This is a genomic window from Pseudomonas sp. 32A (assembly GCF_052682255.1).
The window spans coordinates 3289364-3313753 of the sequence record NZ_JBQYLY010000001.1 but is presented as its reverse complement, the minus strand read 5'-3'; the positions used below and the strand labels follow the sequence as shown (position 1 = coordinate 3313753).

Sequence of the window (24390 nt, the reverse complement as noted above, 5' to 3'; positions counted from 1 at the left end):
ATTTTCAAGGAGGACGAACATGAGTCGTTTGGCTACTTTTTTACTCACCGCGTGCCTGAGCGTCAGCGCTATGGCGGCGGATGTTATCGATGGTAATCGCCAGAAAGAATTCGGCGATATCACGGTGCACTACAACACCCTGACCACCAGTTTCCTGACACCGGAAATGGCCCAGGAAGCCGGGATCGTACGCAGCAAAGAGCTGGGCATGATCAATGTGTTCGTGAACAAGGGCGTCGAATCGATAGACGCCACCGTCACCGGCACGATCAAAGACCTGAGCGGCAAGAGCGAGATGTTGACGTTCAAGAAAATCATCCAGAATGGTTCTACGCTTTACGTCGCCCAGTACCCGGTGCCGCAGCAGGAAACCAAGATTTTCACCATCAACGTTGAAACCGGTGGCAAAGCCCACGGTTTCAGTTTCAACCAGGAACTGTTTCCGGCCGAATGATGAACCTCACACAACTCGTACTCGCCAGCCATAACGCCGGCAAGCTCAAAGAACTCCAGGCCATGCTCGGCGACTCGGTGCAATTGCGCTCGATTGGCGAGTTCAGCCAGGTAGAGCCGGAAGAGACTGGCCTGTCGTTCGTCGAGAATGCCATCCTCAAGGCCCGCAATGCCGCGCGCATTTCCGGCCTGCCGGCTCTGGCCGACGATTCGGGCTTGGCCGTGGACTTCCTCGGTGGTGCCCCGGGCATCTACTCGGCGCGTTACGCCGACGGCAAAGGCGACGCGGCCAACAACGCCAAGCTGCTCGACGCCCTCAAGGACGTGCCCGACGCGATGCGCGGCGCACAGTTCGTCTGCGTGCTGGCCCTGGTGCGTCACGCCGATGATCCATTGCCGATCCTCTGTGAAGGCCTGTGGCACGGGCGCATCCTGCACGCGGCCAGCGGCGAGCACGGTTTTGGCTACGACCCGCTGTTCTGGGTGCCGGAGCGCAATGTCTCCAGCGCCGAACTGAGCCCGGCCGACAAGAACCAGATCAGCCACCGCGCCCGCGCAATGGATTTGCTGCGCCAGCGTCTGGGCCTGAAATGACCCAGAACACCTCCGCGCAGCCACTGATCCTCGGTGGCGCGCAAACACCTCGGGCGGCCTTGCCTCACCTGCCGCCCCTGGCGCTGTACATCCACATCCCGTGGTGCGTGCGCAAATGCCCTTACTGCGACTTCAACTCCCACACCGCCAGCAAGGTGCTGCCAGAGGAAGAGTACGTCGACGCATTGCTGGCCGACCTCGATCAGGACCTGCACGCGGTGTATGGCCGTGAGCTGAGTTCGATCTTTTTCGGCGGCGGCACCCCGAGCCTGTTCAGCGCCACTGCCCTGGGCCGGTTGCTCAAGGGCGTGGAAGCGCGCATCCCGTTTGCCAGCGACATCGAGATCACCCTGGAGGCCAACCCCGGTACCTTCGAGCAAGAGAAGTTCGTGGCGTACCGCAAGCTGGGGATCAATCGGCTGTCGATTGGCATCCAGAGTTTCCAGCAGGAAAAACTCGAAGCCCTGGGCCGCATCCACAACGGTGACGAAGCCGTGCGTGCCGCCGGCATGGCGCGCCAGGCCGGGTTCGACAACTTCAACCTGGACTTGATGCACGGTTTGCCCGATCAGTCCCTGGACGACGCCCTGGGCGACCTGCGCCAGGCCATTGCCCTCAAGCCCACGCATCTGTCCTGGTATCAACTGACCCTGGAACCCAACACCGTGTTCTGGAACCAGCCGCCCGTGCTGCCGGAAGACGACACCCTGTGGGACATTCAGGAAGCCGGCCAGGCGCTGCTCGCCGAACACGGTTACGCCCAGTACGAAGTCTCGGCCTACGCCCAACCGGGCCGGCCGGCGCGGCATAACCTGAACTACTGGAGCTTTGGTGACTTTATCGGCATCGGCGCCGGTGCCCACGGCAAGCTCAGCCATCCGGATGGGCGCATCGTGCGCACCTGGAAAACCCGGGCACCGAAGGACTACCTCAACCCGGCGAAAAACTACCAGGCCGGCGCGAAAGAACTGACCAACGAAGAGTTACCGTTCGAGTTCCTGATGAACGCCCTGCGCCTCACCGACGGCGTCGAAGCCAGGCTTTATGCCGAGCGCACCGGCCTTGAGCTGGCGAGTCTCGATGAGGCCCGTCGCGAAGCAGAACAAAGTGGCTTAATGCAGGTCGAACCGTCACGCCTGGCGGCCACCGACCGCGGGCAACTCTTTCTCAATGACCTGCTGCAGAAGTTTTTGAGCTGATTGCTCTTAAGGAAATCGAATGGATCTGGTACTCGACCTGCTCGCCACCGTATCCCGCTGGAGCCGTAGCAACCTGTCGGAAATCTCCCTGGCGTTAGTAGGCTGCCTGCTGGTGCTGTTTGGCGCCGACATCAAGGGCTGGGTCGAAGCACGACTGGGCAGCATCGCGGGCGCGCTACGCGTGCCGCTGATGGCGCTGGTGTGCATGATCGGCAGCGGCGCGGCACTGATCTATGCCACACCGTGGATCGTTCGCGGGCTGAGCCAGTTCAACAACTACAGCCTGGCACCGGTGTTGTTGGTGGTGCTGGTGCTGATCGGGGTGGTGGCGGATCGCCGCTGACCTTAAGCGCGGCACAAAACAAAATGTGGGAGCTGGCTTGCCTGCGATGCAGACACCTCGGTGTATCAGTGATACCGAGGTGATGCTATCGCAGGCAAGCCAGCTCCCACAGTTGTTTGCATTTCAGCTTTCGAGCTAATTACGCCAGCTTCTCGAACTTCAAATCCCAAACCCCATGCCCTAGTCGCTCGCCGCGACGTTCGAACTTGGTGATCGGCCGTTCAGCCGGGCGCGGGACGCATTTGCCGTCTTCCGCCAGGTTGCGGTAGCCAGGGGCGACGTTCATCACTTCCAGCATGTATTCGGCATACGGCTCCCAGTCGGTGGCCATGTGCAGGATGCCGCCCACTTTCAGCTTGCTGCGCACCAGTTCCGCGAAGGAAGCCTGGACGATGCGGCGCTTGTGGTGACGGCTCTTGTGCCATGGGTCCGGGAAGAACAGCATCAGGCGGTCGAGGCTGTTGTCGGCGATGCAGCGGTTGAGCACTTCGATCGCGTCGCAGTCGTAGACCCGCAGGTTGGTCAGGCCCTGAGTCAGCACGCCGTTCAGCAGCGCGCCAACACCCGGACGGTGGACTTCAACCCCGATAAAATCCTGCTCCGGCGAAGCTGCAGCCATTTCCAGCAGGGAATGGCCCATGCCGAAGCCGATTTCCAGGGAACGTGGCGCCGAGCGGCCGAACACCTGGTCGTAATCCACCGGTGCGTCCACCAGCGGCAGGACGAACAGCGGCGTGCCCTGCTCCAGGCCTTTTTGCTGGCCTTCGGTCATGCGACCGGCGCGCATCACAAAACTCTTGATGCGGCGGTGCTTGGACTCGTCGCCTTCTTCCAGGGTGTTCGGCGTTTCGTTTGATTCAGTCATCAATGGCTCTTACTTGATCAGACCATCCAGCGGCGAGGAGGCGCTGGCGTAAAGTTTTTTCGGCATGCGCCCGGCGAGGTACGCCAGGCGGCCGGCGACGATTGCGTGTTGCATGGCCTCGGCCATCATGATCGGCTGCTGCGCATGGGCGATGGCCGAGTTCATCAGCACCGCATCGCAACCCAGTTCCATGGCGATGGTAGCGTCGGAGGCAGTGCCCACGCCCGCATCCACCAGTACCGGGATCTTGGCTTCTTCGAGGATGATCTGCAGGTTGTACGGATTGCAGATACCCAAACCGGAACCGATCAGACCGGCCAGCGGCATCACGGCGATGCAGCCGATTTCGGCCAGTTGGCGGGCGATGATCGGGTCATCACTGGTGTAGACCATCACGTCGAAGCCTTCCTTGACCAGGGTTTCGGCGGCCTTGAGGGTTTCGATCACGTTGGGGAACAGGGTTTTCTGGTCGGCCAGCACTTCCAGCTTCACCAGGTTGTGGCCGTCGAGCAGCTCACGGGCCAGGCGGCAAGTGCGCACGGCTTCGATGGCATCGTAGCAACCAGCCGTGTTCGGCAAGAAGGTGTAGCGATCCGGCGACAGCACTTCGAGCAGGTTCGGCTCGCCCTCGATCTGACCGAGGTTGGTGCGGCGCACGGCGAAAGTAACGATCTCGGCACCCGAGGCTTCGATGGCCAGGCGGGTTTCTTCCATGTCGCGGTACTTGCCGGTACCGACCAGCAAACGGGACTGGTAGGTACGACCGGCCAGGACAAAAGGCTTGTCGCTACGAACGTTGCTCATGGGAAATCCTCGAGTTGGGGTGAGGTTCTACAGAATGCGGGTTGGCGCTCTGGAGCGCCGGGCGGCTAGCCGCCGCCGATGGCATGGACCACTTCGACCTGGTCACCTTCGGTGAGCGCGGTCTCGGCGTGCTGGCTACGCGGGACGATATCCTGGTTGAGCTCCACTGCGACGCGACGCCCGGTCAAATCCAGACGGGTCAGCAGGGCCGAAACGGTTTCACCGTCGGGCAGTTCAAAGGATTCGCCGTTCAACTGAATGCGCATGCCACGGGCCGCCATCGTTTTTAGGGGCCAGCATTCTAGCGTGATTGGCGTTGCTGGCCCAAGCCCCTTGGTCAGGCAGCCTGTAGACGCCACGCCGCCAAACCGAGGAAGAACCAGCCCAGCAGGAACGCCAGGCCACCAAACGGGGTGATAATGCCGAGCTTGCTGATGCCGGTCATGGTCAGCACATACAGGCTGCCGGAGAACAGCAGGATGCCGATGGTGAACGAGATGCCCGCCCAGGTGACCAGTCGACCGGGAATGTGCACCGCCAGCAATGCCACGCCGAACAGCGCCAGGGTGTGCACCAGTTGGTAGGTCACGCCGGTGTGGAAAATCGCCAGGTACTCGGCGCTCAGGCGGTTTTTCAGGCCGTGGGCGGCAAACGCGCCCAGGGCAACGCCGGTGAAACCGAAAAAGGCAGCCAGCATCAGAAAGCCACGCAACATGAGGAACTCCAATCAGACTCAGTGGGCAGGGTCTGTATAATGGCCCGCTCAACGGGTTCGGCCAAGCCATCTCTATGCTGCGTCTCCTCTTCAAGCGTTTTCTCAAAGTCCTCAAGTGGTTTGCCATCGGCAGCGTGCTGCTGGTGCTGCTGTTCCGTTTCGTGCCGCCACCGGGAACTGCGCTGATGGTTGAGCGCAAAATCGAATCCTGGGTCGACGGCGAGCCGATTGACGTACAGCGCACCTGGGTGCCGTGGGATCAGATCTCCGACGAGCTTAAAGTGGCGGTGATGGCGGGCGAAGACCAGCGCTTCCCGCAGCATTGGGGTTTTGATTTCGACGCGATCCAGGCGGCATTGCTGCATAACGAGCGCGGCGGCTCGATTCGCGGCGCCAGCACCTTGAGCCAGCAGGTGTCGAAGAACCTGTTTTTGTGGACCGGCCGCAGCTATTTCCGCAAGGGCCTGGAAGCCTGGTTTACCGGGCTGATCGAGATTCTCTGGCCCAAGCAGCGAATTCTTGAGGTGTACCTCAACAGCGTGGAATGGGATGAAGGCGTGTTCGGCGCAGAAGCGGCGGCGCGGCATCACTTTGGGGTGAGTGCCAAGGCGCTGACCCGCCAGCAGGCCAGCTACCTGGCGGCGGTGTTGCCTAACCCGCGGGTGTGGAGCGCCAGCCATCCAACATCGTATGTGGCGCGACGGGCGGCGTGGATTCGGCAGCAGATGAGTCAGTTGGGTGGCGACAGCTATTTGAATGAGCTGAACAACTCGCGCAAGGCGCCCTGGGCTGACTGACACCCCACAAAACAAAAGTGGGAGCGGGCTTGCTCGCGAAAGCGGTGTGCCAGTCAATACCTCAGGTGACTGATCCACCGCCTTCGCGAGCAAGCCCGCTCCCACATTTCGATCGCGCTGTCCTAGCTACCTGTGTCAGGCGGCGATCGACAGTTTCAGCTTGTTCATCGCACTCTTCTCGAGCTGACGAATCCGCTCGGCCGACACGTTGTACTTCTGCGCCAGGTCGTGCAGCGTGGCTTTTTCTTCTGCCAGCCAGCGCTGGTAGAGAATGTCACGGCTGCGGTCGTCCAGCACTTCCAGCGCTTCGTGCAGGTTGTGGTTGGAGTTGTCGCTCCAGTCAGCGTCTTCCAGTTGACGCGCCGGGTCGTACCGGTGGTCTTCCAGGTAGTTGGCCGGCGATTGGAAGGCGCTGTCGTCGTCCGCTTCAGCGGCCGGGTCGAAGGCCATGTCATGGCCGGTCAGGCGACTTTCCATCTCGCGCACTTCACGTGGCTCAACGCCAAGGCTTTCGGCCACGCGATGCACTTCTTCGTTATTCAGCCACGCCAGGCGCTTCTTCTGGCTGCGCAGGTTGAAGAACAGTTTGCGCTGGGCCTTGGTGGTCGCGACTTTCACGATGCGCCAGTTGCGCAGGATGAATTCGTGAATTTCCGCCTTGATCCAGTGCACAGCAAACGACACCAGGCGCACACCCATTTCCGGGTTGAAGCGCTTTACAGCTTTCATCAGGCCAACGTTGCCTTCCTGAATCAGGTCAGCCTGGGCCAGGCCGTAGCCGGAATAGCTACGGGCGATATGTACGACAAAACGCAGGTGGGCGAGCACCATCTGCCGAGCCGCCCCCAAATCCTGCTCATAGTAGAGACTCTCGGCCAGTTCACGCTCCTGCTCGGGCGTCAGCAATGGAATGCTGTTGACCGTGTGCACATAGGCCTCCAGGTTCGCACCCGGGACCAGAGCATAAGCAGGTTGCAAAGAAGTGGTCATACGAAAAAACCTCCGACTCACATAACTCGTGCAGTTCAGCACTGCGAAAATTGACCGGGAACCGTAGGACAAGTTCCCTAAACCACTGATACGGTCAATACAAACGAAACCACATTACCCTGACATTAACTACTTCGGTGCCAGCTCACGTAAATGCCTTGCGACCGCAATCCACGCACCGATATACCCCAAGAGCACTGCCCCAAGCAACAACGACAGACCATCGGCTGCCGGTACGCCGGCCAGGGCAAAATCGCTGCCGTACAGGCCGGCAAGCCCCACCACCGCGTCGTTCAGCCAGTTCAGGCCAAAAGCCAGTACGCCCCAGGACAAAATCCCGGCACCGAAGCCATAAAGCGCGCCCATATACAGAAAAGGACGACGCACATAGCTGTCCGTGCCGCCGACGAGTTTAATCACTTCTATCTCGGTGCGGCGGTTTTCAATATGAAGACGAATGGTATTGCCTATCACCAAAAGTAATGCAGACACCAGCAACACCGTCAGGCCGAACACAAACCGGTCGCCCAGCTTGAGAATCGCCGCCAACCGCTCTACCCAGACTAGATCAAGTTGGGCCTGCTGCACCTTCGGCAGCTCTGCGAGTTTTTGTCGCAGGGCTTCCAGGGTCGTCTTGTCGACTTCGTTCGGGGTGACCAGCACCACGCCTGGCAGCGGGTTTTGCGGCAGCTCCTTGAGCGCCTCACCCAGGCCGGACTGTTGCTGGAACTCTTCCAGGGCCTGATCGCGGCTGATGTATTCAGCCTCGGCCACACCTGGAAGCTCTTTGATCTCGTCGCGCAGGGACTCGCCGTCCTTGGTGCTGGCATCCAGGTTCAGGTACAGCGAAATCTGCGCCGCCCGCTGCCATGAGCCGCCAAGGCGCTCGACATTATTGAGCAGCAGCGACAACCCCATCGGCAGGCTCAAGGCCACGGCCATCACCAGGCAGGTGAAGAAGCTGCCAATCGGCTGTTTGCCCAGGCGGCGCAGGCTGTCTACCAGGCTGGCACGGTGGCTTTCGATCCAGGCATGCACCAGGGTGCCGAAGTCCGGGCCATCGTCTTCGTCGCGTTTTTTCTTCTGTGGCTGAGGGTCGGCCGCCTTTGGCGCGACGCGCTCGGAAACCTTCGGGCTACGTGTAGCACTCATACCCCAGCCTCCCCGTCGCCAATCAGGCGGCCGCGCTGCAGGGTCAACATGCGGTGACGCATGCGGGCGATCAACGCCAGGTCGTGACTGGCGATCAGCACGCTGGTGCCCAGGCGGTTGATGTCTTCGAACACGCCCATGATTTCTGCCGCCAGGCGCGGGTCGAGGTTACCGGTGGGTTCGTCCGCCAGCAGCAAGGCCGGGCGATGCACGATGGCGCGGGCGATGCCGACGCGCTGTTGCTGACCGGTGGACAGGTCGCCCGGGTACAGGTCGGTCTTGTCCGAGAGCGCGACGCGCTCCAGGGCCGAATCCACGCGCTTGATGATTTCGGCCTTGGACAGCCCGAGAATCTGCAATGGCAAGGCGATGTTGTTGAACACCGTGCGGTCGAACAGCAACTGGTGATTCTGGAACACCACGCCGATCTGCCGGCGCAGGAATGGAATCTGTGCGTTGCTGATGGTGGCCAGGTCCTGGCCCGCCAGCAGCAGCTTGCCGGTGGTTGGACGCTCCATGGCCAGCAGCAGGCGCAGCAAGGTACTTTTACCGGCACCGGAATGGCCGGTCACAAACAAGAATTCGCCGCGACGCACCCGAAAACTCAGCTCATGCAAGCCGACATGCCCGTTGGCGTAGCGTTTACCGACCTGTTCGAAACGAATCATGAACGCTCCCGCTCGGCAAACAGTGCCTGTACAAAGGGTTCGGCTTCAAAAGTGCGCAGGTCGTCGATGCCTTCACCGACGCCGATATAACGAATCGGTAACCCGAACTGCTTGGCCAGGGCGAAGATCACGCCGCCTTTGGCCGTGCCGTCGAGCTTAGTCAATGCCAGGCCGGTCAGTTGGACCGTCTGGTGGAATTGTTTGGCCTGGCTGATAGCGTTCTGGCCAGTACCGGCGTCCAGCACCAGCAACACCTCGTGGGGCGCGTCGGCGTCGAGCTTGCCGATCACGCGGCGAACTTTCTTCAATTCTTCCATCAGGTTGTCTTTGGTGTGCAGGCGACCGGCGGTATCGGCAATCAGCACGTCAATGTTGCGGGCCTTGGCAGCCTGCACCGCATCGAAGATCACCGAAGCCGAATCGGCGCCGGTGTGCTGGGCGATGACCGGGATCTTGTTGCGCTCGCCCCAGACCTGCAACTGCTCCACGGCAGCAGCACGGAACGTGTCACCGGCGGCCAGCATGACCTTCTTGCCTTCCAGCTGCAGCTTCTTGGCCAGCTTGCCGATGGTGGTGGTCTTGCCGGCGCCGTTGACGCCGACCACCAGAATGACAAATGGCTTTTTCTGCGTATCGATGACCAGCGGTGCTTCCACCGGCTTGAGCATGGCCGCCAGCTCGGCCTGCAGCGACTTGTAAAGCGCATCGGCGTCGGTCAGCTGCTTGCGCGCGACCTTCTGGGTCAGGCTCTGGATGATCACGGCGGTGGCTTCGACGCCCACGTCGGCCGTCAGCAGACGGGTTTCGATGTCTTCCAGCAACTCGTCATCGATGGTCTTTTTGCCGAGGAACAGGCTGGCCATGCCTTCGCCGATGCTGGCGCTGGTCTTGCTCAGGCCCTGCTTGAGGCGGGCAAAGAAGCCGGTCTTGATGGTTTCGATGGGCGCGGCAGGTGCTTCGACTTCGATGACAGCAGGAGCGGCAACCACCACAGGAGCCGGTACAGGCTCGACCACCACCGGCGCTGGCGTCTCGACGATGACCTGCGGCGGCTCGACAACCACAGGAATCGGCGGTGCAACCTGCTCAGCCTGCACATCCTCGACCAGCGCCACCGGCTCTTCAGCCACCGGCAACTCCGGCCATGGTGTGTGCTCGGGTTCAGGCTCTACCTCGGCTACCGGCTGCAACACCGGTTCAGCCATCGGCAACACCACCGGGGCCGGAGTTTCGGCAACCGGTTCGGCTTCTACTGGGGATTCAGGGATCGGTTCTGCTTGAACCTGCGGCTGTTCGACGACGGTTTCCTGCGGCTTTTTGCGCAGCCATCCGAACAGGCCTTTTTTCTCGCCAGCCGCAGCTGGGGTCTTCTTGTCGTCGTTGGAACCAAACATGGAGACGGCTATCTCAAGGTAGCGACGCGCCAGGGGGCACGTCGGTAAATAAAATTCGATGCGTAACAGACTGTTTTTTAGCCAGCTCGTTCATGCGCAACATTTTGTAAGGCCTAAATAGGGCCTCAACAAGACAGCCGTAGTGGCCGTCCCTAGGTCGGATCAGTATCCTAGCACCTCCTCGCCCGCCGACGCTAAGACCAAGCGGGCAGCTCAACAGGTTTAAAAACGAATGAATGCTCTAGCCCGCCGCGCCGCAGGCCTGCTGCTCAGCACAGTTTGTCTGCCCCTTTCAGCTTTGGCTGCCGACCCACAACCCACCCACGAATTCACCCTCGACAACGGCCTCAAGGTCGTCGTGCGCGAAGACCATCGCGCCCCGGTGGTGGTTTCCCAGGTCTGGTACAAGGTTGGCTCGAGCTATGAAACCCCGGGCCAGACCGGTTTGTCCCACGCCCTGGAGCACATGATGTTCAAGGGCAGCGCCAAGGTCGGCCCCGGCGAAGCCTCGCTGATCCTGCGTGACCTGGGCGCCGAAGAAAACGCCTTCACCAGTGACGACTACACCGCTTACTACCAGGTGCTGGCCCGTGACCGCCTGGGCGTTGCCTTCGAGCTGGAAGCCGACCGCATGGCCAGCCTGCGTCTGCCAGCCGACGAATTCAGCCGCGAGATCGAGGTGATCAAGGAAGAGCGCCGGATGCGCACCGACGACAACCCGATGTCCAAGGCCTACGAGCGCTTCAAGGCCATGGCCTACCCGGCCAGCGGCTACCACACGCCGACCATCGGCTGGATGGCCGACCTGGACCGCATGAAGGTTGAAGAACTGCGCCACTGGTACCAATCCTGGTACGTGCCGAACAACGCCACCCTGGTAGTGGTGGGCGACGTGACCCCGGATGAGGTCAAGACACTGGCCCAACGCTACTTCGGCCCGATCCCCAAGCGCGACGTGCCACCGGCGAAAATCCCGCTGGAACTGGCCGAGCCCGGCGAGCGCCTGCTGACAATGCACGTACAGACCAAACTGCCGAGCGTGATCCTTGGTTTCAACGTGCCCAGCCTCGCCACCGCTGAAGACAAGCGTTCGGTCAACGCCTTGCGCCTGATCTCGGCCCTGCTGGACGGCGGCTACAGCGCGCGCATCTCGACGCAACTGGAGCGCGGCGAAGAGCTGGTGTCCGGCGGTTCGTCGAGCTACGACGCCTACACCCGAGGTGACAGCCTGTTCACCCTGACCGCCACCCCGAACCTGCAGAAGAAAAAGACCGTGGCCCAGGCTGAAGCCGGCCTGTGGCGCCTGCTGGATGAACTGAAGGCCAAGCCACCGAGCGCAGAAGAACTGGAGCGTATCCGCGCCCAGGTCATCGCCGGGGTGGTTTACCAGCGCGACTCGATCACCAGCCAAGCCACTGCTATCGGCTCCCTGGAGACCGTCGGCCTGTCCTGGAAACTCATGGACACTGAGCTTGCCGAGCTGCAAAGCGTAACCGCCGAAGATATCCAGAAAGCTGCACGCACCTATTTCACCCGCGAACGTCTCAGCGTCGCCCATGTCTTGCCTGAGGAGACCGCTCATGAGTGAACGTAAAAACAACCGTCTGGTGCTGCCCGGCCTGATCGTGGTCACGTTGGCTGCCGCGTGCGCGGTGTATTTCCTGCGCCCGAGCGAATCCGTCGCCAGCCAGGCGCTGGAGCAGGCCAAGTCCGCCAACACGCTGCAATCCCTGGCCGAGCTGGACGACAAGGCACCGACCAACCGCAAGCTCGACGTGCAAACCTGGACCACCGCCGAAGGCGCCAAGGTGCTGTTCGTCGAAGCCCATGAACTGCCGATGTTCGACATGCGCATCCTGTTCGCCGCCGGCAGCAGCCAGGACGGCGACACGCCTGGCCTGGCGTTGTTGACCAACGCGATGCTCAACGAGGGCGTGCCGGGCAAGGACGTCAGCCAGATTGCCGCCGGTTTCGACGGCTTGGGTGCCGATTTCAGCAATGGCGCCTACCGCGACATGGCGCTGGTTTCCCTGCGCAGCCTGAGCGCCAGCGACAAGCGTGATGCGGCCCTGTCGCTGTTTGAAGACGTGATCGGCAAGCCGACCTTCCCCGCCGACTCCCTGGCGCGGATCAAGAACCAGCTGCTGGCCGGCTTTGAATACCAGAAGCAGAACCCCGGCAAACTGGCGAGCATCGAGCTCTTCAAGCAGCTCTATGGCGACCATCCTTACGCCCATCCGAGCGAAGGCAACGCCGAAAGCGTGCCGAAGGTGACCCTCGCGCAGTTGAAGGACTTCCACGCCAAGGCCTACGCCGCCGGCAACGCAGTGATTTCTGTAGTCGGCGATCTGACCCGCGCCGAAGCCGAGGCCATGACCGCCAAGGTCTCCGCTTCCCTGCCTAAAGGCCCGGCGCTGGCGAAGATCGCCCAACCGGCGGAGCCGAAGGCTGGCACCACGCATATCGAGTTCCCGTCCAAGCAGACAACCCTGCTGCTGGCGCAACTGGGCATCGACCGTGCCGACCCGGACTACGCCGCGCTGTCCCTGGGCAACCAGATCCTCGGCGGCGGCGGCTTCGGCACCCGCTTGATGAGCGAAGTGCGCGAGAAACGTGGCCTGACCTACGGCGTATACTCCGGTTTCTCACCGATGCAGGTGCGCGGCCCGTTCATGATCAACCTGCAAACCCGCGCCGAAATGAGCGCTGGCACCTTGAAACTGGTGCAGGACGTGCTGGCCGACTACCTGAAGACCGGCCCGACACAAAAAGAACTCGACGACGCCAAGCGCGAACTGGCCGGCAGCTTCCCGCTGTCCACCGCGAGCAATGCCGATATCGTCGGGCAGCTGGGCGCCATGGGTTTCTACAACTTGCCGCTGAGCTACCTGGAAGATTTCATGAAACAATCCCAGGCGCTGACCGTTGACCAGGTCAAAGCTGCTTTGAACAAACATTTGAGTGCCGACAAGCTGGTCATCGTGACCGCCGGCCCAACGATTGCGCAAAAGCCACTACCGCCCCCCACAGATAAACCCGCCGAGCAGCCGCTCGGGGTTCCGGAGCATTAATGGCCCGTCCATCCCGTCCCAAAAAACCTGTCCACAACGTTCACAACGGTGTGGGCCAACTGCGCATCATCGGCGGAGAGTGGGGCAGCCGTAAGCTGAGCTTCCCTGACGTCGTGGGCCTGCGCCCGACGCCCGACCGCGTGCGTGAAACCCTGTTCAACTGGCTCGCGCCGTATATCGCCGGGGCCAAGGTGCTGGACCCGTTCGCGGGCAGCGGCGCGTTGTTCCTTGAAAGCCTGTCCCGTGGCGCTGCCTTGGGCCAGGCGCTGGATGCCAGCAATGTGGCGGTCGCCAGCCTCAAGGAACACCTGGGCACCCTGCGTTGCACCACGGGGCAAGTGCAGACGGCTGATGCGCTGCGCTACCTGGAAACCCAGGAAGCCCGCGAGTTTGACGTGGTGTTCCTCGATCCGCCGTTTAACCAGAACCTGCTGCCGACCGTTTGCGCGTTGCTGGAAGAGCGCCAGTGGTTGGCACCGGATGCGTGGATCTACACTGAAAGCGAAACCGCACCGTCCACACTCGGTCTGCCGGGCACCTGGCGCCTGCACCGGGAGCAGAAATCCGGGCGGGTGTATTACGCGTTGTGGCAACGCACCGTGTAGGAGCGAGCTTGCTCGCGAAGATCGTTAACGATGACGCGGGAAACCAGGGGAACGCGGTGATCTTGAGTTTTTCGCGAGCAAGCTCGCTCCTACAATGATTGGAGCAAGCCTATTCGGCACCGAGAATTTCATGACTCCGCCCCTCGACCGCTTCACCCCCGCCTTCGGCCTCGGCAACCCTCACCTGCAAACGCTGTGGGGACCGCTGTGGCGCAAAACCACTCATATCGAACGCCAACGCGAACGGCTGTGGCTGGCAGACGGCGACTTTCTCGACCTCGACTGGCACGGGCCCCATGAGGCAACCACCCCGTTGGTGCTGGTACTGCACGGACTGACCGGCTCGTCCAACTCGCCCTATGTAGCCGGCCTGCAAAAAGCCCTGGCGGCTCAAGGCTGGGCCAGCGTCTGAACTGGCGTGGCTGTTCCGGCGAACCCAACCTGCTCGCCCGCAGCTACCATTCCGGCGCCAGTGAAGACCTGGCCGAAACCATCGCTCACTTGCGGGCCATGCGCCCGTTGGCGCCGCTGTATGCGGTGGGTTATTCGCTGGGCGGCAATGTGCTGCTCAAGCACTTGGGTGAAACCGGCGAAGCCTCCGGGCTGCAAGGCGCGGCCGCCGTGTCGGTGCCGTTCCGCCTGGATCAGTGTGCAGATCGCATCGGCCTGGGCTTTTCACGGGTTTATCAGAAGCATTTCATGCGTGAAATGCTGGCCTATATTCGCGTCAAACAAAGCCGTTTTCTAAAGGATGGCCAAGAAGCAGGCCTGAAAACCCTGGCTGATCTGGGCTCGCTGGAAAAGATGCGCACGTTCTGGGACTTTGACGGCCGAGTCACCGCGCCGCTGCACGGGTTCCTCAGTGCCGAGGACTATTACCGTCGGGCCTCAAGCCGCTATTACCTTGGGGCGATTCGCACACCCACCCTGATCATCCAGGCCGCGGACGACCCCTTCGTGTTTGCCCACAGCCTGCCCGAGGCCAGCGAGTTGTCGGACTGCACCGAGTTCGAACTGCTGGCCAAGGGCGGGCATGTGGGGTTTGTGGATGGCTCGCTGAAACAGCCAACTTACTACCTGGAACGACGAATCCCGGAGTGGCTACTGACACAACGCCGATAAAAATGTGGGAGCGGGCTTGCTCGCCCCCACACTTTGGATCAGACCGGGTCAGGCAGACCTCAGTCGCCTGTCGCAACTTCCCGCTTTGGATCAGTGATCCACTCGCTCCACGACCCCGCGTACAACTTGCCCAACGGGTAACCCGCCAGACACAACGCAAACAGGTTGTGGCAAGCCGTCACACCCGAACCGCAGTAAGCCACCAGGTCATCCGGCGAGCGGTCTTGGAGCTTGGCGGCAAAACGTTGCTTGAGCTGGTCCGCCGGCAGGAAACGGCCGTCGCTGCCCAGGTTTTCATTGAACGCTGCACATTGCGCACCGGGAATATGCCCGGCAACCGGGTCGATCGGCTCCACTTCACCGCGAAAGCGCGGCTGGGCGCGGGCGTCGATCAGGGTCAGGCCGGGTTGGCCGAGGCGTTTTTGCAGGTGTTCGGCATCCAGTTGCAGGTGGTTGTCCGGCGAGCCGCTGAAGCTACCGGGCTCGGTCACCGGCGCATCCAGGCTCAGGGGGAAGCCCGCCGCGTGCCAGGCTTTCAGGCCGCCATCGAGGATAAACACCCCGTCGCGCTTGCCCAGCCAGGCCAACAGCCACCAGGCGCGGGCGGCGTAGGCCCCGGGGCCGTCGTCATACAAAACGATATCGCTGTCGGCGTTAACGCCCCATGCCCGCAGTTGCCGGATAAATGCATCTGCCGCAGGCAGCGGATGGCGACCGGTCACGCCCTTGATTATCGGCCCGCTGAGGTGGCGTTCCAGATCGGCATACTGCGCCCCTTCGATATGCCCTTCGGCGTAGCTGCACAGGCCGTAATCCGGGTCTTCCAGGGCAAAGCGACAATCGAGGATCACCAGCCCGCCGGACTGCTGGCGCTCGGCCAGTTGCTGGGGGCTGATCAGTTGGGCAAGCGGCATGACTGACTCCTGTGGCTAGGTTAGCGTTCGGGAAACATCCTACTTCACTTCTTCCAGCGCCTGATTCAACGGCACGTAAAACTCTTTGAACAGAGCATCCACCGCGTCCTTGGCTTTTGGGGTGATAAACCCGGCTTCCAGCACCAGCACCTGGTACACACCGCGCTTGATCGCCTCGGCGCTCAGGTGCGTGGATTTTTCGTTGGTGGTGCACAGGAAGCGCACCCATGAGGTGAGGATGATCCAGGCATTGAGGGTCAGGGCTTCGGTTTGTACCGGGTCCATGCTCAGGATGCCGGCGTCGACAAAGCCCTGATAGATGGCCGCACCCTGGATCAGGCAGCGCTGGGAAAACCGCCGGTAGCCGGTGGCCAGCTCCGGGTCGCTTTCCAGCAGGTGTTCGAGGTCACGGTGCAAGAAGCGGTAGCGCCACATGCCGGCGAGCACCGCCTGCAGGTAGAAGCGCTTGTCTTCCACGGTCACCGCGCGGCCCTGGGGCGGGCGCAGGAAACTGTCCACCAACGCTTCGTACTCGCGAAACAGCACGGCGATAATCGCCTGCTTGTTGGGGAAGTGGTAGTACAGGTTGCCCGGGGAAATTTCCATATGGGCGGCGATATGGTTGGTGCTGACACTGCGCTCGCCCTGCTGGTTAAACAGCTCCAGGCTGGTTTGCACAATGCGCTCGCTGGTCTTGACTCGTGGTGCCATGGGAAATCAACTTCTAGACCCGTGATGACGGCATCTTACGGACTATCCTTGTCCGGATAAATCGGCATGTACGTGCAATGTTATTTGACAATTTAGAGTAATGACTCTAAAAACTGAAGCATTCCAATAACAATCGGGAACTTCGCCATGTCTGCCAACGTTGCCTACCTGCAAGATTCCCAGGCGCTGGACCAGCTCCAGGTCCTGTTTGACGCTCAGCGCCAAGCCTACGCGGCGAACCCGATGCCGCCCGCCGCCCAGCGCCAGCAATGGCTCAAGGCCTTGCGCGAGCTGCTGAGCGATGAGCGCCAGGCGTTGATCAACGCCATCAGCCGTGATTTCAGCCACCGCAGCGCCGACGAAACCCTGTTCGCCGAACTGATGCCCAGCCTGCATGGCATTCACTACGCCAGCAAACACCTCAAAGGCTGGATGAAACCTTCCCGTCGCGCTGTAGGCATCGCCTTCCAGCCCGCGTCGGCCAAGGTCATCTATCAACCGCTGGGCGTGGTCGGGGTGATCGTGCCCTGGAACTATCCGCTGTACCTGGCCATCGGCCCTTTGGTGGGCGCGTTGGCGGCCGGCAACCGGGTGATGCTCAAGCTCAGTGAATCCACCCCCGCCACCGGCCAGTTGCTCAAGGCACTGCTGGCGAAGATCTTCCCCGAAGACCTGGTGTGCGTGGTGCTCGGTGAAGCGGAAGTCGGCATGGCGTTTTCCAAGTTGCGCTTCGATCACCTGCTGTTCACCGGCGCCACCAGCATCGGCAAGCACGTGATGCGCGCGGCGGCCGAACACCTGACGCCGGTCACCCTGGAACTGGGCGGCAAGTCACCGGCGATTGTTTCCGCCGACGTGCCGCTCAAGGACGCCGCCGAACGCATCGCCTTCGGCAAGGCACTGAATGCCGGGCAAACCTGCGTGGCGCCGGACTACGTGCTGGTGCCGGAAGAACGTGTGGACGGTTTCGTCGAGGCCTACAGCAAGGCGGTTCGCGGGTTCTATCCGACCCTGGCCGACAACCCGGACTACACCGCGATTATCAACGAACGACAACTGGCCCGGCTCAACGGCTACGTGAAAGACGCCACCGACAAGGGCGCCACCCTGGTCCCGCTGTACGACCAGGGCCAGGACCGGCGCATGGCCCACAGCCTGCTGCTGAATGTCAGCGACGACATGACGGTGATGCAGGACGAAATCTTCGGCCCGGTGCTGCCGATCGTGCCGTATCGCGGCCTCGACCAGGCTTTCGCCTACATCAATCAGCGCCCTCGCCCACTGGCGCTGTATTACTTCGGCTACAACAAGGCCGAACAGAACCGCGTACTGCACGAGACCCATTCCGGCGGCGTGTGCCTGAACGACACCTTGCTGCATGTGGCCCAGGACGACATGCCCTTCGGCGGGATCGGGCCGTCGGGCATGGGCCACTATCACGGCCATGAAGGCTTCCTGACCTTCAGCAAGGCCAAGGGTGTGTTGATCAAGCAACGCCTGAACGCGGCCAAGCTGATTTACCCGCCCTATGGCAAATCCATCCAGAAGTTGATCCAGAAGCTGTTCGTCCGCTAACAAACCCATCATCGGGATAACAATAAGAATGAACCCTAGCCTGACTGAATCACCCGCGCTGTCACGGCGCGGCGTCTTGAAACTCGGCCTGTGCGCCAGCGCCTTCCTGGCCACCGCCGGGCTTGGCGCCAGCCTCAGCGGCTGCTCCAGCAGCACCCCGGCCAGCGGCTTTGCGATGTTGCGCAGCAGCGACCTGCCGTTTCTGCGGGCGGTGATCCCGGTGCTGCTGGAGGGCGTGGCCAGCGCCGAGGTGGTGGTGGCGGGCATCGACGACACCCTGAAAAAGCTCGACTTCAGCCTGCAACACCTGTCGCCGGAGATGTTCAAGCTGACCCAGCAACTGTTCGACGTCTTGGGCATGGCCATCACCCGTGGGCCCCTGACCGGCGTGTGGGGCAGTTGGGAAAACGCCAGCGCCGAGCAGATCCGCAACTTCCTGCACCGCTGGGAAAACAGCTACCTGAACCTGCTGCGCATGGGCCAGGGCTCGTTGCTCAAACTGGTGATCATGGCCTGGTATTTCCGCCCCGAGTCCTGGGCGCATTGCGGCTACCCCGGCCCACCGAAAATCTGATTCGCATCCCGATAAAAACAAGAGACGACCCTGATGCCCGTACCTGATCTGTTCCGCGATGGCATGGCCCGCGGCTGGAAAACCCACAATGGCGCCGCCCTCGACCAGGACCTGACCCTGGAGGCTGACGTCGCAATCATCGGCAGCGGTGCCGGCGGCGGCACCACCGCCGAAATCCTCAGCGCCGCCGGCTACAAGGTGCTGTTGATCGAAGAAGGCCCGCTGAAAACCAGCAACGACTTCACGCTGCTGGAGGACGAGGCCTACGCCAGCCTGTATCAGGAAGGCATCGGGCGCATGAGCAAGGACGGCGCCATCACCATCCTGCAGGGCCGCGCGGTCGGCGGCACCACGCTGATCAACTGGACCTCCAGTTTCCGCACCCCGGACCCGACGCTCGCCCACTGGGCCAGCGAATACGCGGTCAAGGGCCACAGCAGTGCCGAGATGGCGCCCTGGTTTGAAAAAATGGAACAGCGCCTGGGCATCGCACCCTGGGCGATGCCGCCGAACGCCAACAATGACGTGATCCGCAAAGGCTGCGAAAAGCTCGGCTACAGCTGGCACGTGATCCCGCGCAATGTGCGCGGCTGTTTCAACCTGGGGTATTGCGGCATGGGTTGCCCGGTCAATGCCAAGCAATCAATGCTGGTGACGACCATTCCGTCCACCCTGGAGAAAGGCGGCGAACTGCTGTACCTGGCCCGCGCCGAACGCCTGAAGTTCAGCGGCGACACCATCACCAGCCTCGAATGCGTGGCCATGGACCAGTATTGCGTGGCTCCCACAGGCCGCAAAATCACGGTCAAAGCCAAGCACTATGTGCTGGCTGGTGGCGGCATCAACAGCCCGGCGCTGCTGCTGCGCTCGGACGCGCCCGACCCCCACTCGCGCCTGGGCAAGCGGACCTTTCTGCACCTGGTGAATTTTTCTGCCGGGCTTTTCGACGAGGTGATCAACCCTTTCTACGGTGCGCCGCAGTCGATCTATTCCGATCACTTCCAATGGCAGGACGGCACCACCGGCAAAATGTCCTACAAGCTCGAAGTACCGCCGCTGCATCCCGGCCTGGCCAGCACCTTGCTAGGCGGCTATGGCACGCAGAACGCCCTGGATATGGGCCAACTGCCGAAAACTCACGCAATGCTTGCCCTGTTGCGCGACGGTTTCCACCCCGACAGCCCGGGTGGCACAGTCGAATTGCGCGGCGATGGCACCCCAGTGCTCGATTATCAGGTCTCGCCCTACGCCTGGGATGGCCTGCGCCGGGCGTTCCACAGCATGGCGGAGATTCAGTTCGCCGGCGGCGCCAAGTCAGTGATGCCGCTGCACGGGGATGCACGCTACGTGAACACATTGGCCGAAGCCCGCAGCATGATTGACGGCCTGAACCTTGAATTGCATCGCACACGGCTCGGCAGCGCGCACGTGATGGGCGGTTGCGCCATGGGTGAAGAACCGAAAAATGCCGTGGCCGACAGTCTTGGGCGCCATCACCAACTGCGCAACTTGTCGATCCACGATGGCTCGCTATTCCCTACCAGCATTGGGGCTAACCCGCAGTTATCGGTGTATGGATTGACCGCCCAACTGGCGACAGCGCTGGCCGAACGTCTGAAAACGGCCTGAAAAAACCGGGTATTCGCGGTGTCTATAGTGCTTTCTTCTGAATAAGTTGACTTGGCCGACCGGGATGGCTGCGATACCATCCGGTTCCCCAACGGACTCCGCCAGGACGACGCGATGAACCGAGTGTTGTACCCAGGTACCTTCGACCCAATCACCAAGGGCCATGGCGATCTGGTCGAACGCGCCTCGCGCTTGTTCGACCATGTGATTATCGCGGTCGCTGCCAGCCCCAAGAAAAACCCGCTGTTTCCCCTGGAACAGCGCGTGGAGCTGGCCCGTGAGGTCACCAAGCATCTGCCCAACGTTGAAGTGGTCGGCTTTGCCACCCTGCTGGCGCACTTTGCCAAGGAGCAGAACGCGAATGTGTTCCTGCGCGGCCTGCGAGCGGTGTCGGACTTCGAATACGAATTCCAGCTGGCCAACATGAACCGCCAACTGGCGCCGGACGTGGAAAGCCTGTTTCTTACGCCGTCGGAACGTTATTCGTTCATTTCCTCGACGTTGGTGCGAGAAATCGCGGCGTTGGGCGGAGATATCACCAAGTTTGTGCACCCAGCCGTGGCGGATGCGCTGACGTTGCGCTTCAAGAAGTAAGACCGCTCAATCGGCGCCCGCTCGCACTGCGGGCGCCAATGCGGCACAATTGCGCGCATTAGTTTTCAGATGCCTTGGCTGACAGCCCTGGCAGGAGTTTCCATGTCCCTGATCATCACCGACGATTGCATCAACTGCGACGTCTGCGAACCCGAGTGCCCGAACGCTGCCATTTCACAGGGTGAAGAGATCTACGTGATCGACCCCAACCTGTGCACCCAGTGTGTCGGCCACTACGACGAACCTCAGTGCCAGCAGGTCTGCCCGGTGGATTGCATTCCGCTGGACGAGGCTCATCCGGAGACGGAAGAGCAACTGATGGAGAAGTACCGGTTGATTACCGGCAAGGCCTAAGTCCCTTGGCGATTCGTTAGGCCCCTTCGCGAGCAAGCCCGCTCCCACCTTCGACTGCATTCCAAAGGTGGAACTCGGACGAATGTGGGAGCGGGCTTGCTCGCGAAGAGGCCATCAGCAGCACCACAAATTCTCAGCTCTGACACTTCGGGCAAAACACACTCGCCCGCTGCCCCAGCATCACACTACGCAATTCGGTCCCACAGACCTTGCACGCCTCGCCACCACGGCCATAGACGAACAATTCCTGCTGGAAATACCCCGGCAGTCCGTCGCCACCGATAAAGTCTCGCAGCGTGGTGCCGCCGCGCTCGATGGCCGCCGCCAGGATGCGTTTGATCTCGATCGCCAGCTTCAGGTAACGCCCACGGGAAATCCCCTTGGCTTCCCGGCGCGGATCAATCCCGGCGGCAAACAGCGCTTCTGTCGCATAGATATTGCCCACGCCCACCACCACCGCGTTGTCCATGATGAACGGTTTCACCGCCATCGAGCGACCACGGGACAGCTGGAACAACCGCTCGCCGTCAAACAGGTCGGTCAACGGCTCCGGCCCCAGGCGGATCAGCAGTTCGTGGTTCAGCGGGTCGAGGCTCCAGAGCATCGCGCCAAAGCGTCGCGGGTCGGTGTAGCGCAAGGCCAGGCCCGACTCCAGCTCGATATCCACATGCTCATGCTTGGCCGCCGGGCTGCCGGCCTCCACCAGGCGCAGGTTGCCCGACATGCCCAAATGGCTGATCAGGGTGCCGACTTCAGCATTGATCAACAGGTACTTGGCCCGCCGTTCCACCAGCACGATCCGTTGCCCGGACAGCCGCACATCCAGGTCTTCCGGGATCGGCCAGCGCAGGCGCCGCTCACGCACCACCACACGGCTGACCCGCTGGCCTTCCAGATGCGGCGCAATTCCGCGCCGGGTGGTTTCGACTTCCGGTAACTCGGGCATGTTTACCTCTTGGAGAAAGGGTTAGTGCGCGCCCAGCTCGCGGATCGACAACTTCAAACTCTCGAAGTCGTAGTCCGACAGGCCGACATGGTCCAGCACCAGCGGGCCGATGGCGTTCCACTCATGGTCATCCACCTGGTTGCCCAGCACGCGGTAGGACGCGCAAATGTGCTCGGCCATTTTCAGGATCGCCAGCAGGTTTTTCAGCTGCGGCTTGTGGTTGGACTCGTCGCTGAAAATCGCCAGGGCATTGTGGTGATTGGCGATAGCGTCGGTCACATGCTCCGGCAAGCGCCAGGATTTGGCGGTGTAGTAGCCCACCACGGCATGGTTGGTGTTGAACGCCTGGTTCTCGGTGTCGACCACGCGGCATTCCGGGCCGGCGTTGGCGTAGGCCTCTTCCAGCACGCTCATGTAGTTCGGGAAACGCTTGAGCATCAGCGGCACGCCGCAATCGTGGAACAGCCCCAGCGCGTAGGCTTCATCGACCGTCTGGCTGCCGGTGCGCTTGGCCAGGGCCAGGCAGGTCATGGCCACATCCTGGGCGGTGTCCCAGAAACGGTTGAGGGTGACGATGGTGTCGTCGCTCATCTCGCCCTTAATCGACTGCGCGTTGATCAGGTTGACGATGGAGCGGCTACCCAGCAGGTTCACCGCGCGCTGGATCGAGACGATCTTGTTGCTCAGACCGTAATACGGCGAATTGACGATCTTCAGCAGCGAGCCGGAGAGGCCCGGGTCTTGGGCGATCAGCCGGGCGATCACTTCCAGGTCCGGATCGGGCATGTACTGCTCCATCTGCAAATCCACCATGATTTGCGGTTGAGGCGGCACGCTGATGCCTTGGAGGCTCTGTTGGATCTGTTCGGCGGATAGCTCTTGGGACATAGGGGCACACTCTGGACTAGGCGGCGATTCTAACCTTTATGGCAACCGGGCTGACACCTCAAAAACCCGAACTGAACCGCTTCCACATGTCCGGCGGCGCCGCCAAGTACCGCACAACACGGTATACTCCCGCTCTTTTTTCCGGAGCGACGTCATGTCCCTGCCAAGCCTGCGTCTCAAAGCCAACGCCGATCGTCGTTTGCGCAACGGCCACCTGTGGGTCTACAGCAACGAAATCGATGTGGCCGCCACCCCTCTTCACGGCTTCCAGGCAGGCGACCAGGCGATCCTGGAAGCAGCCGGCGGCAAGACCCTCGGCATCGTGGCCATGAGCCCGAACAACCTGATCTGCGCCCGCCTGCTGTCCCGCGACATCAAGCTGCCGCTGGACAAATCGCTGCTGGTGCACCGCATCAACGTCGCCCTGTCCCTGCGTGACCGCCTGTTCGACAAGCCGTTCTACCGCCTGGTGTACGGCGATTCCGACCTGTTGCCGGGCCTGGTGGTCGACCGTTTCGGTGACATCCTGGTGGTGCAGATCGCTTCGGCGACCATGGAAGCCCACAAGGAAGACGTGATCGCCGCACTGACCCAAGTGCTCAAGCCAAGCGGCATCCTGTTCAAGAACGACTCCGCCGCGCGTGATGCCGAAGGCCTCAACCGCTACGTCGAAACCGTGTTCGGCCTGGTGCCGGAGTGGGTTGCCCTGGAAGAAAACGGCGTGAAGTTCGAAGCCCCGGTGATCCAGGGTCAGAAGACCGGCTGGTTCTACGACCACCGCATGAACCGTGCCCGCCTGGCCCCGTATGCCAAAGGCAAACGCGTACTCGACCTCTACAGCTACATCGGCGGCTGGGGCGTGCAAGCCGCAGCCTTCGGCGCCAGTGAAGTGTTCTGCGTCGACGCCTCCGCCTTCGCCCTCGACGGCGTGGAGCGCAACGCGGCACTGAACGGCGTTGCCGAGAAGATGACCTGCATCGAAGGCGACGTGTTCGAAGCCCTCAAAGAGCTGAAAGCCAGCGAAGAGCGTTTCGACGTGATCGTGGCCGACCCGCCGGCCTTCATCAAGCGCAAGAAAGACATGAAAAACGGCGAAGGCGCCTACCGCCGCCTGAACGAGCAAGCCATGCGCCTGCTCAGCAAGGACGGCATCCTGGTCAGCGCGTCGTGCTCGATGCACTTGCCGGAAGACGACCTGCAAAACATCCTGCTGACCAGCGCCCGTCACCTGGACCGCAATATCCAGATGCTGGAACGCGGCGGCCAGGGCCCGGACCACCCGGTGCACCCGGCGATTGCCGAGACCCGGTATATCAAGAGCATTACTTGCCGGTTGTTGCCGAACAGCTAACGCCCAATTGGAACCGGATCAACTGTAGGAGCGAGCCTGCTCGCGAAAAACGAATAGACAACACGGGCTAGCTGATAGCGCT

26 protein-coding genes and 1 pseudogene are annotated in these 24390 nt (G+C 61.7%); 15 read left to right on the top strand and 12 right to left on the bottom strand.

Translation table 11 applies throughout. The annotated features are described in order from the left end of the window. The first annotated feature begins 19 nt into the window (after positions 1-19). Genes ACUN0G_RS15065 through ACUN0G_RS15050 form a run of 4 tightly spaced genes read left to right on the top strand, consistent with a single transcriptional unit; the run spans position 20 to position 2589 of the window. Entirely contained in the window at positions 20-454 is a 435-nt protein-coding gene (locus tag ACUN0G_RS15065) for a DUF4426 domain-containing protein (RefSeq protein WP_445573742.1), read from the top strand. Further along, positions 451-1047, top strand: a complete 597-nt coding sequence (rdgB, locus tag ACUN0G_RS15060; RefSeq protein WP_008434161.1) for an RdgB/HAM1 family non-canonical purine NTP pyrophosphatase — start codon at positions 451-453, stop codon at positions 1045-1047. The genes ACUN0G_RS15065 and rdgB overlap by 4 nt, the downstream gene beginning before the upstream one ends. Then, positions 1044-2246, top strand: coding sequence for a radical SAM family heme chaperone HemW (gene hemW, locus ACUN0G_RS15055; protein ID WP_256124507.1), 1203 nt, complete (start codon positions 1044-1046; stop codon positions 2244-2246). The genes rdgB and hemW overlap by 4 nt, the downstream gene beginning before the upstream one ends. Before the next feature lie 19 nt (positions 2247-2265). After that, positions 2266-2589, top strand: coding sequence for a DUF3392 domain-containing protein (locus tag ACUN0G_RS15050; RefSeq protein ID WP_003213776.1), 324 nt, complete (start codon positions 2266-2268; stop codon positions 2587-2589). Between the two features lie 139 nt (positions 2590-2728). Here ACUN0G_RS15050 and trmB read toward each other — a convergent pair whose 3' ends face one another. The 4 genes from trmB to ACUN0G_RS15030 form a co-directional block, all read right to left on the bottom strand. Then, positions 2729-3454: a tRNA (guanosine(46)-N7)-methyltransferase TrmB gene (trmB, locus tag ACUN0G_RS15045; protein WP_063026504.1), complete on the bottom strand. Its 726-nt coding sequence runs from the start codon at positions 3452-3454 to the stop codon at positions 2729-2731. A 9-nt stretch (positions 3455-3463) separates the two neighbouring features. Continuing rightward, complete coding sequence (locus ACUN0G_RS15040; protein ID WP_445573741.1) at positions 3464-4258, bottom strand: thiazole synthase; 795 nt, start codon at positions 4256-4258, stop codon at positions 3464-3466. 65 nt (positions 4259-4323) lie between these two features. Then, the gene (gene thiS / locus ACUN0G_RS15035; protein ID WP_063026500.1) at positions 4324-4524 is read right to left on the bottom strand and encodes a sulfur carrier protein ThiS; all 201 of its coding nucleotides are present in this window, start codon (positions 4522-4524) and stop codon (positions 4324-4326) included. A gap of 71 nt (positions 4525-4595) precedes the next feature. Further along, positions 4596-4973 (bottom strand): DUF423 domain-containing protein, encoded by a 378-nt coding sequence (locus tag ACUN0G_RS15030; protein ID WP_093204045.1) that lies wholly within the window; start codon positions 4971-4973, stop codon positions 4596-4598. 74 nt (positions 4974-5047) lie between these two features. Between ACUN0G_RS15030 and mtgA the strand changes: the two genes are divergently transcribed. Further along, positions 5048-5770, top strand: coding sequence for a monofunctional biosynthetic peptidoglycan transglycosylase (gene mtgA, locus ACUN0G_RS15025; protein WP_445573740.1), 723 nt, complete (start codon positions 5048-5050; stop codon positions 5768-5770). Positions 5771-5905: 135 nt separating this feature from the next. Here the strand turns inward: mtgA and rpoH are convergent, their stop codons facing one another. From rpoH to ftsY, 4 genes are all read right to left on the bottom strand, one after another. After that, positions 5906-6760 (bottom strand): RNA polymerase sigma factor RpoH, encoded by an 855-nt coding sequence (rpoH, locus tag ACUN0G_RS15020; RefSeq protein ID WP_003176698.1) that lies wholly within the window; start codon positions 6758-6760, stop codon positions 5906-5908. A 129-nt stretch (positions 6761-6889) separates the two neighbouring features. Then, positions 6890-7912: a permease-like cell division protein FtsX gene (gene ftsX / locus ACUN0G_RS15015; RefSeq protein ID WP_017476532.1), complete on the bottom strand. Its 1023-nt coding sequence runs from the start codon at positions 7910-7912 to the stop codon at positions 6890-6892. Next, a complete protein-coding gene (gene ftsE, locus ACUN0G_RS15010) occupies positions 7909-8580 on the bottom strand; it encodes a cell division ATP-binding protein FtsE (protein WP_017476533.1) in 672 nt (223 codons plus the stop codon). Before ftsE ends, ftsX begins: the two co-directional genes overlap by 4 nt. After that, on the bottom strand, positions 8577-9974 hold the full coding sequence (gene ftsY / locus ACUN0G_RS15005; RefSeq protein WP_445573739.1) for a signal recognition particle-docking protein FtsY: 1398 nt from the start codon (positions 9972-9974) through the stop codon (positions 8577-8579). The genes ftsE and ftsY overlap by 4 nt, the downstream gene beginning before the upstream one ends. A 232-nt stretch (positions 9975-10206) precedes the next feature. Here ftsY and ACUN0G_RS15000 point away from each other — a divergent pair, with 232 nt between their 5' ends. The 4 genes and pseudogenes from ACUN0G_RS15000 (at position 10207) to ACUN0G_RS14985 (ending at position 14772) form a co-directional block, all read left to right on the top strand. Beyond that, positions 10207-11562 (top strand): M16 family metallopeptidase, encoded by a 1356-nt coding sequence (locus ACUN0G_RS15000; protein WP_003213786.1) that lies wholly within the window; start codon positions 10207-10209, stop codon positions 11560-11562. Then, positions 11555-13045 carry a M16 family metallopeptidase gene (locus ACUN0G_RS14995; RefSeq protein WP_445573738.1) on the top strand — a complete coding sequence of 497 codons (1491 nt, stop codon included), beginning with the start codon at positions 11555-11557 and terminating at the stop codon, positions 13043-13045. Before ACUN0G_RS15000 ends, ACUN0G_RS14995 begins: the two co-directional genes overlap by 8 nt. Further along, positions 13045-13650, top strand: coding sequence for a 16S rRNA (guanine(966)-N(2))-methyltransferase RsmD (rsmD, locus tag ACUN0G_RS14990; protein WP_003213788.1), 606 nt, complete (start codon positions 13045-13047; stop codon positions 13648-13650). The genes ACUN0G_RS14995 and rsmD overlap by 1 nt, the downstream gene beginning before the upstream one ends. A 130-nt stretch (positions 13651-13780) precedes the next feature. After that, positions 13781-14772: pseudogene (locus ACUN0G_RS14985) on the top strand (hydrolase). 59 nt (positions 14773-14831) lie between these two features. Here the strand turns inward: ACUN0G_RS14985 and ACUN0G_RS14980 are convergent. Both ACUN0G_RS14980 and ACUN0G_RS14975 read right to left on the bottom strand, forming a co-directional pair. Next, complete coding sequence (locus ACUN0G_RS14980; protein ID WP_421551090.1) at positions 14832-15686, bottom strand: sulfurtransferase; 855 nt, start codon at positions 15684-15686, stop codon at positions 14832-14834. A 39-nt stretch (positions 15687-15725) separates the two neighbouring features. Next, positions 15726-16397, bottom strand: a complete 672-nt coding sequence (locus tag ACUN0G_RS14975) for a TetR/AcrR family transcriptional regulator (protein ID WP_445573737.1) — start codon at positions 16395-16397, stop codon at positions 15726-15728. Positions 16398-16544: 147 nt separating this feature from the next. Between ACUN0G_RS14975 and ACUN0G_RS14970 the strand changes: the two genes are divergently transcribed. The 5 genes from ACUN0G_RS14970 (at position 16545) to ACUN0G_RS14950 (ending at position 21123) form a co-directional block, all read left to right on the top strand. Then, on the top strand, positions 16545-17972 hold the full coding sequence (locus tag ACUN0G_RS14970; RefSeq protein ID WP_445573736.1) for a coniferyl aldehyde dehydrogenase: 1428 nt from the start codon (positions 16545-16547) through the stop codon (positions 17970-17972). A gap of 28 nt (positions 17973-18000) precedes the next feature. Beyond that, positions 18001-18546 (top strand): twin-arginine translocation pathway signal protein, encoded by a 546-nt coding sequence (locus tag ACUN0G_RS14965; RefSeq protein ID WP_258342660.1) that lies wholly within the window; start codon positions 18001-18003, stop codon positions 18544-18546. 33 nt (positions 18547-18579) lie between these two features. Further along, a complete protein-coding gene (locus tag ACUN0G_RS14960) occupies positions 18580-20175 on the top strand; it encodes a GMC family oxidoreductase N-terminal domain-containing protein (protein WP_445573735.1) in 1596 nt (531 codons plus the stop codon). Positions 20176-20289: 114 nt separating this feature from the next. Continuing rightward, positions 20290-20769 carry a pantetheine-phosphate adenylyltransferase gene (gene coaD / locus ACUN0G_RS14955; RefSeq protein ID WP_049711086.1) on the top strand — a complete coding sequence of 160 codons (480 nt, stop codon included), beginning with the start codon at positions 20290-20292 and terminating at the stop codon, positions 20767-20769. 102 nt (positions 20770-20871) lie between these two features. Next, positions 20872-21123 (top strand): YfhL family 4Fe-4S dicluster ferredoxin, encoded by a 252-nt coding sequence (locus tag ACUN0G_RS14950; protein WP_003213796.1) that lies wholly within the window; start codon positions 20872-20874, stop codon positions 21121-21123. Between the two features lie 133 nt (positions 21124-21256). Here ACUN0G_RS14950 and mutM read toward each other — a convergent pair whose 3' ends face one another. Beyond that, complete coding sequence (gene mutM / locus ACUN0G_RS14945; RefSeq protein ID WP_445573734.1) at positions 21257-22069, bottom strand: bifunctional DNA-formamidopyrimidine glycosylase/DNA-(apurinic or apyrimidinic site) lyase; 813 nt, start codon at positions 22067-22069, stop codon at positions 21257-21259. A gap of 21 nt (positions 22070-22090) precedes the next feature. Beyond that, positions 22091-22903, bottom strand: a complete 813-nt coding sequence (locus ACUN0G_RS14940; protein WP_258348671.1) for an HDOD domain-containing protein — start codon at positions 22901-22903, stop codon at positions 22091-22093. A gap of 208 nt (positions 22904-23111) precedes the next feature. On the opposite strand from ACUN0G_RS14940, the gene ACUN0G_RS14935 reads away from it, so the two are divergent. Next, positions 23112-24308 (top strand): class I SAM-dependent rRNA methyltransferase, encoded by a 1197-nt coding sequence (locus tag ACUN0G_RS14935; RefSeq protein WP_003213799.1) that lies wholly within the window; start codon positions 23112-23114, stop codon positions 24306-24308. The last annotated feature ends 82 nt before the right edge of the window (positions 24309-24390 follow it).

Coding starts and splice junctions, on each gene's coding strand:
- ACUN0G_RS14980 (WP_421551090.1), bottom strand. CDS start 15,686: ATGCCGCTTGCCCAACTGATCAGCCCCCAGCAACTGGCCGAGCGCCAG.
- ACUN0G_RS15000 (WP_003213786.1), top strand. CDS start 10,207: ATGAATGCTCTAGCCCGCCGCGCCGCAGGCCTGCTGCTCAGCACAGTT.
- ACUN0G_RS14995 (WP_445573738.1), top strand. CDS start 11,555: ATGAGTGAACGTAAAAACAACCGTCTGGTGCTGCCCGGCCTGATCGTG.
- ftsE (WP_017476533.1), bottom strand. CDS start 8,580: ATGATTCGTTTCGAACAGGTCGGTAAACGCTACGCCAACGGGCATGTC.
- ACUN0G_RS15030 (WP_093204045.1), bottom strand. CDS start 4,973: ATGTTGCGTGGCTTTCTGATGCTGGCTGCCTTTTTCGGTTTCACCGGC.
- ACUN0G_RS14970 (WP_445573736.1), top strand. CDS start 16,545: ATGTCTGCCAACGTTGCCTACCTGCAAGATTCCCAGGCGCTGGACCAG.
- ACUN0G_RS14975 (WP_445573737.1), bottom strand. CDS start 16,397: ATGGCACCACGAGTCAAGACCAGCGAGCGCATTGTGCAAACCAGCCTG.
- rdgB (WP_008434161.1), top strand. CDS start 451: ATGATGAACCTCACACAACTCGTACTCGCCAGCCATAACGCCGGCAAG.
- ACUN0G_RS15040 (WP_445573741.1), bottom strand. CDS start 4,258: ATGAGCAACGTTCGTAGCGACAAGCCTTTTGTCCTGGCCGGTCGTACC.
- coaD (WP_049711086.1), top strand. CDS start 20,290: ATGAACCGAGTGTTGTACCCAGGTACCTTCGACCCAATCACCAAGGGC.
- ACUN0G_RS14965 (WP_258342660.1), top strand. CDS start 18,001: ATGAACCCTAGCCTGACTGAATCACCCGCGCTGTCACGGCGCGGCGTC.
- thiS (WP_063026500.1), bottom strand. CDS start 4,524: ATGCGCATTCAGTTGAACGGCGAATCCTTTGAACTGCCCGACGGTGAA.
- hemW (WP_256124507.1), top strand. CDS start 1,044: ATGACCCAGAACACCTCCGCGCAGCCACTGATCCTCGGTGGCGCGCAA.
- rsmD (WP_003213788.1), top strand. CDS start 13,045: ATGGCCCGTCCATCCCGTCCCAAAAAACCTGTCCACAACGTTCACAAC.
- ACUN0G_RS15065 (WP_445573742.1), top strand. CDS start 20: ATGAGTCGTTTGGCTACTTTTTTACTCACCGCGTGCCTGAGCGTCAGC.
- ACUN0G_RS14960 (WP_445573735.1), top strand. CDS start 18,580: ATGCCCGTACCTGATCTGTTCCGCGATGGCATGGCCCGCGGCTGGAAA.
- trmB (WP_063026504.1), bottom strand. CDS start 3,454: ATGACTGAATCAAACGAAACGCCGAACACCCTGGAAGAAGGCGACGAG.
- ACUN0G_RS15050 (WP_003213776.1), top strand. CDS start 2,266: ATGGATCTGGTACTCGACCTGCTCGCCACCGTATCCCGCTGGAGCCGT.
- ftsY (WP_445573739.1), bottom strand. CDS start 9,974: ATGTTTGGTTCCAACGACGACAAGAAGACCCCAGCTGCGGCTGGCGAG.
- mutM (WP_445573734.1), bottom strand. CDS start 22,069: ATGCCCGAGTTACCGGAAGTCGAAACCACCCGGCGCGGAATTGCGCCG.
- mtgA (WP_445573740.1), top strand. CDS start 5,048: ATGCTGCGTCTCCTCTTCAAGCGTTTTCTCAAAGTCCTCAAGTGGTTT.
- rpoH (WP_003176698.1), bottom strand. CDS start 6,760: ATGACCACTTCTTTGCAACCTGCTTATGCTCTGGTCCCGGGTGCGAAC.
- ACUN0G_RS14935 (WP_003213799.1), top strand. CDS start 23,112: ATGTCCCTGCCAAGCCTGCGTCTCAAAGCCAACGCCGATCGTCGTTTG.
- ftsX (WP_017476532.1), bottom strand. CDS start 7,912: ATGAGTGCTACACGTAGCCCGAAGGTTTCCGAGCGCGTCGCGCCAAAG.
- ACUN0G_RS14950 (WP_003213796.1), top strand. CDS start 20,872: ATGTCCCTGATCATCACCGACGATTGCATCAACTGCGACGTCTGCGAA.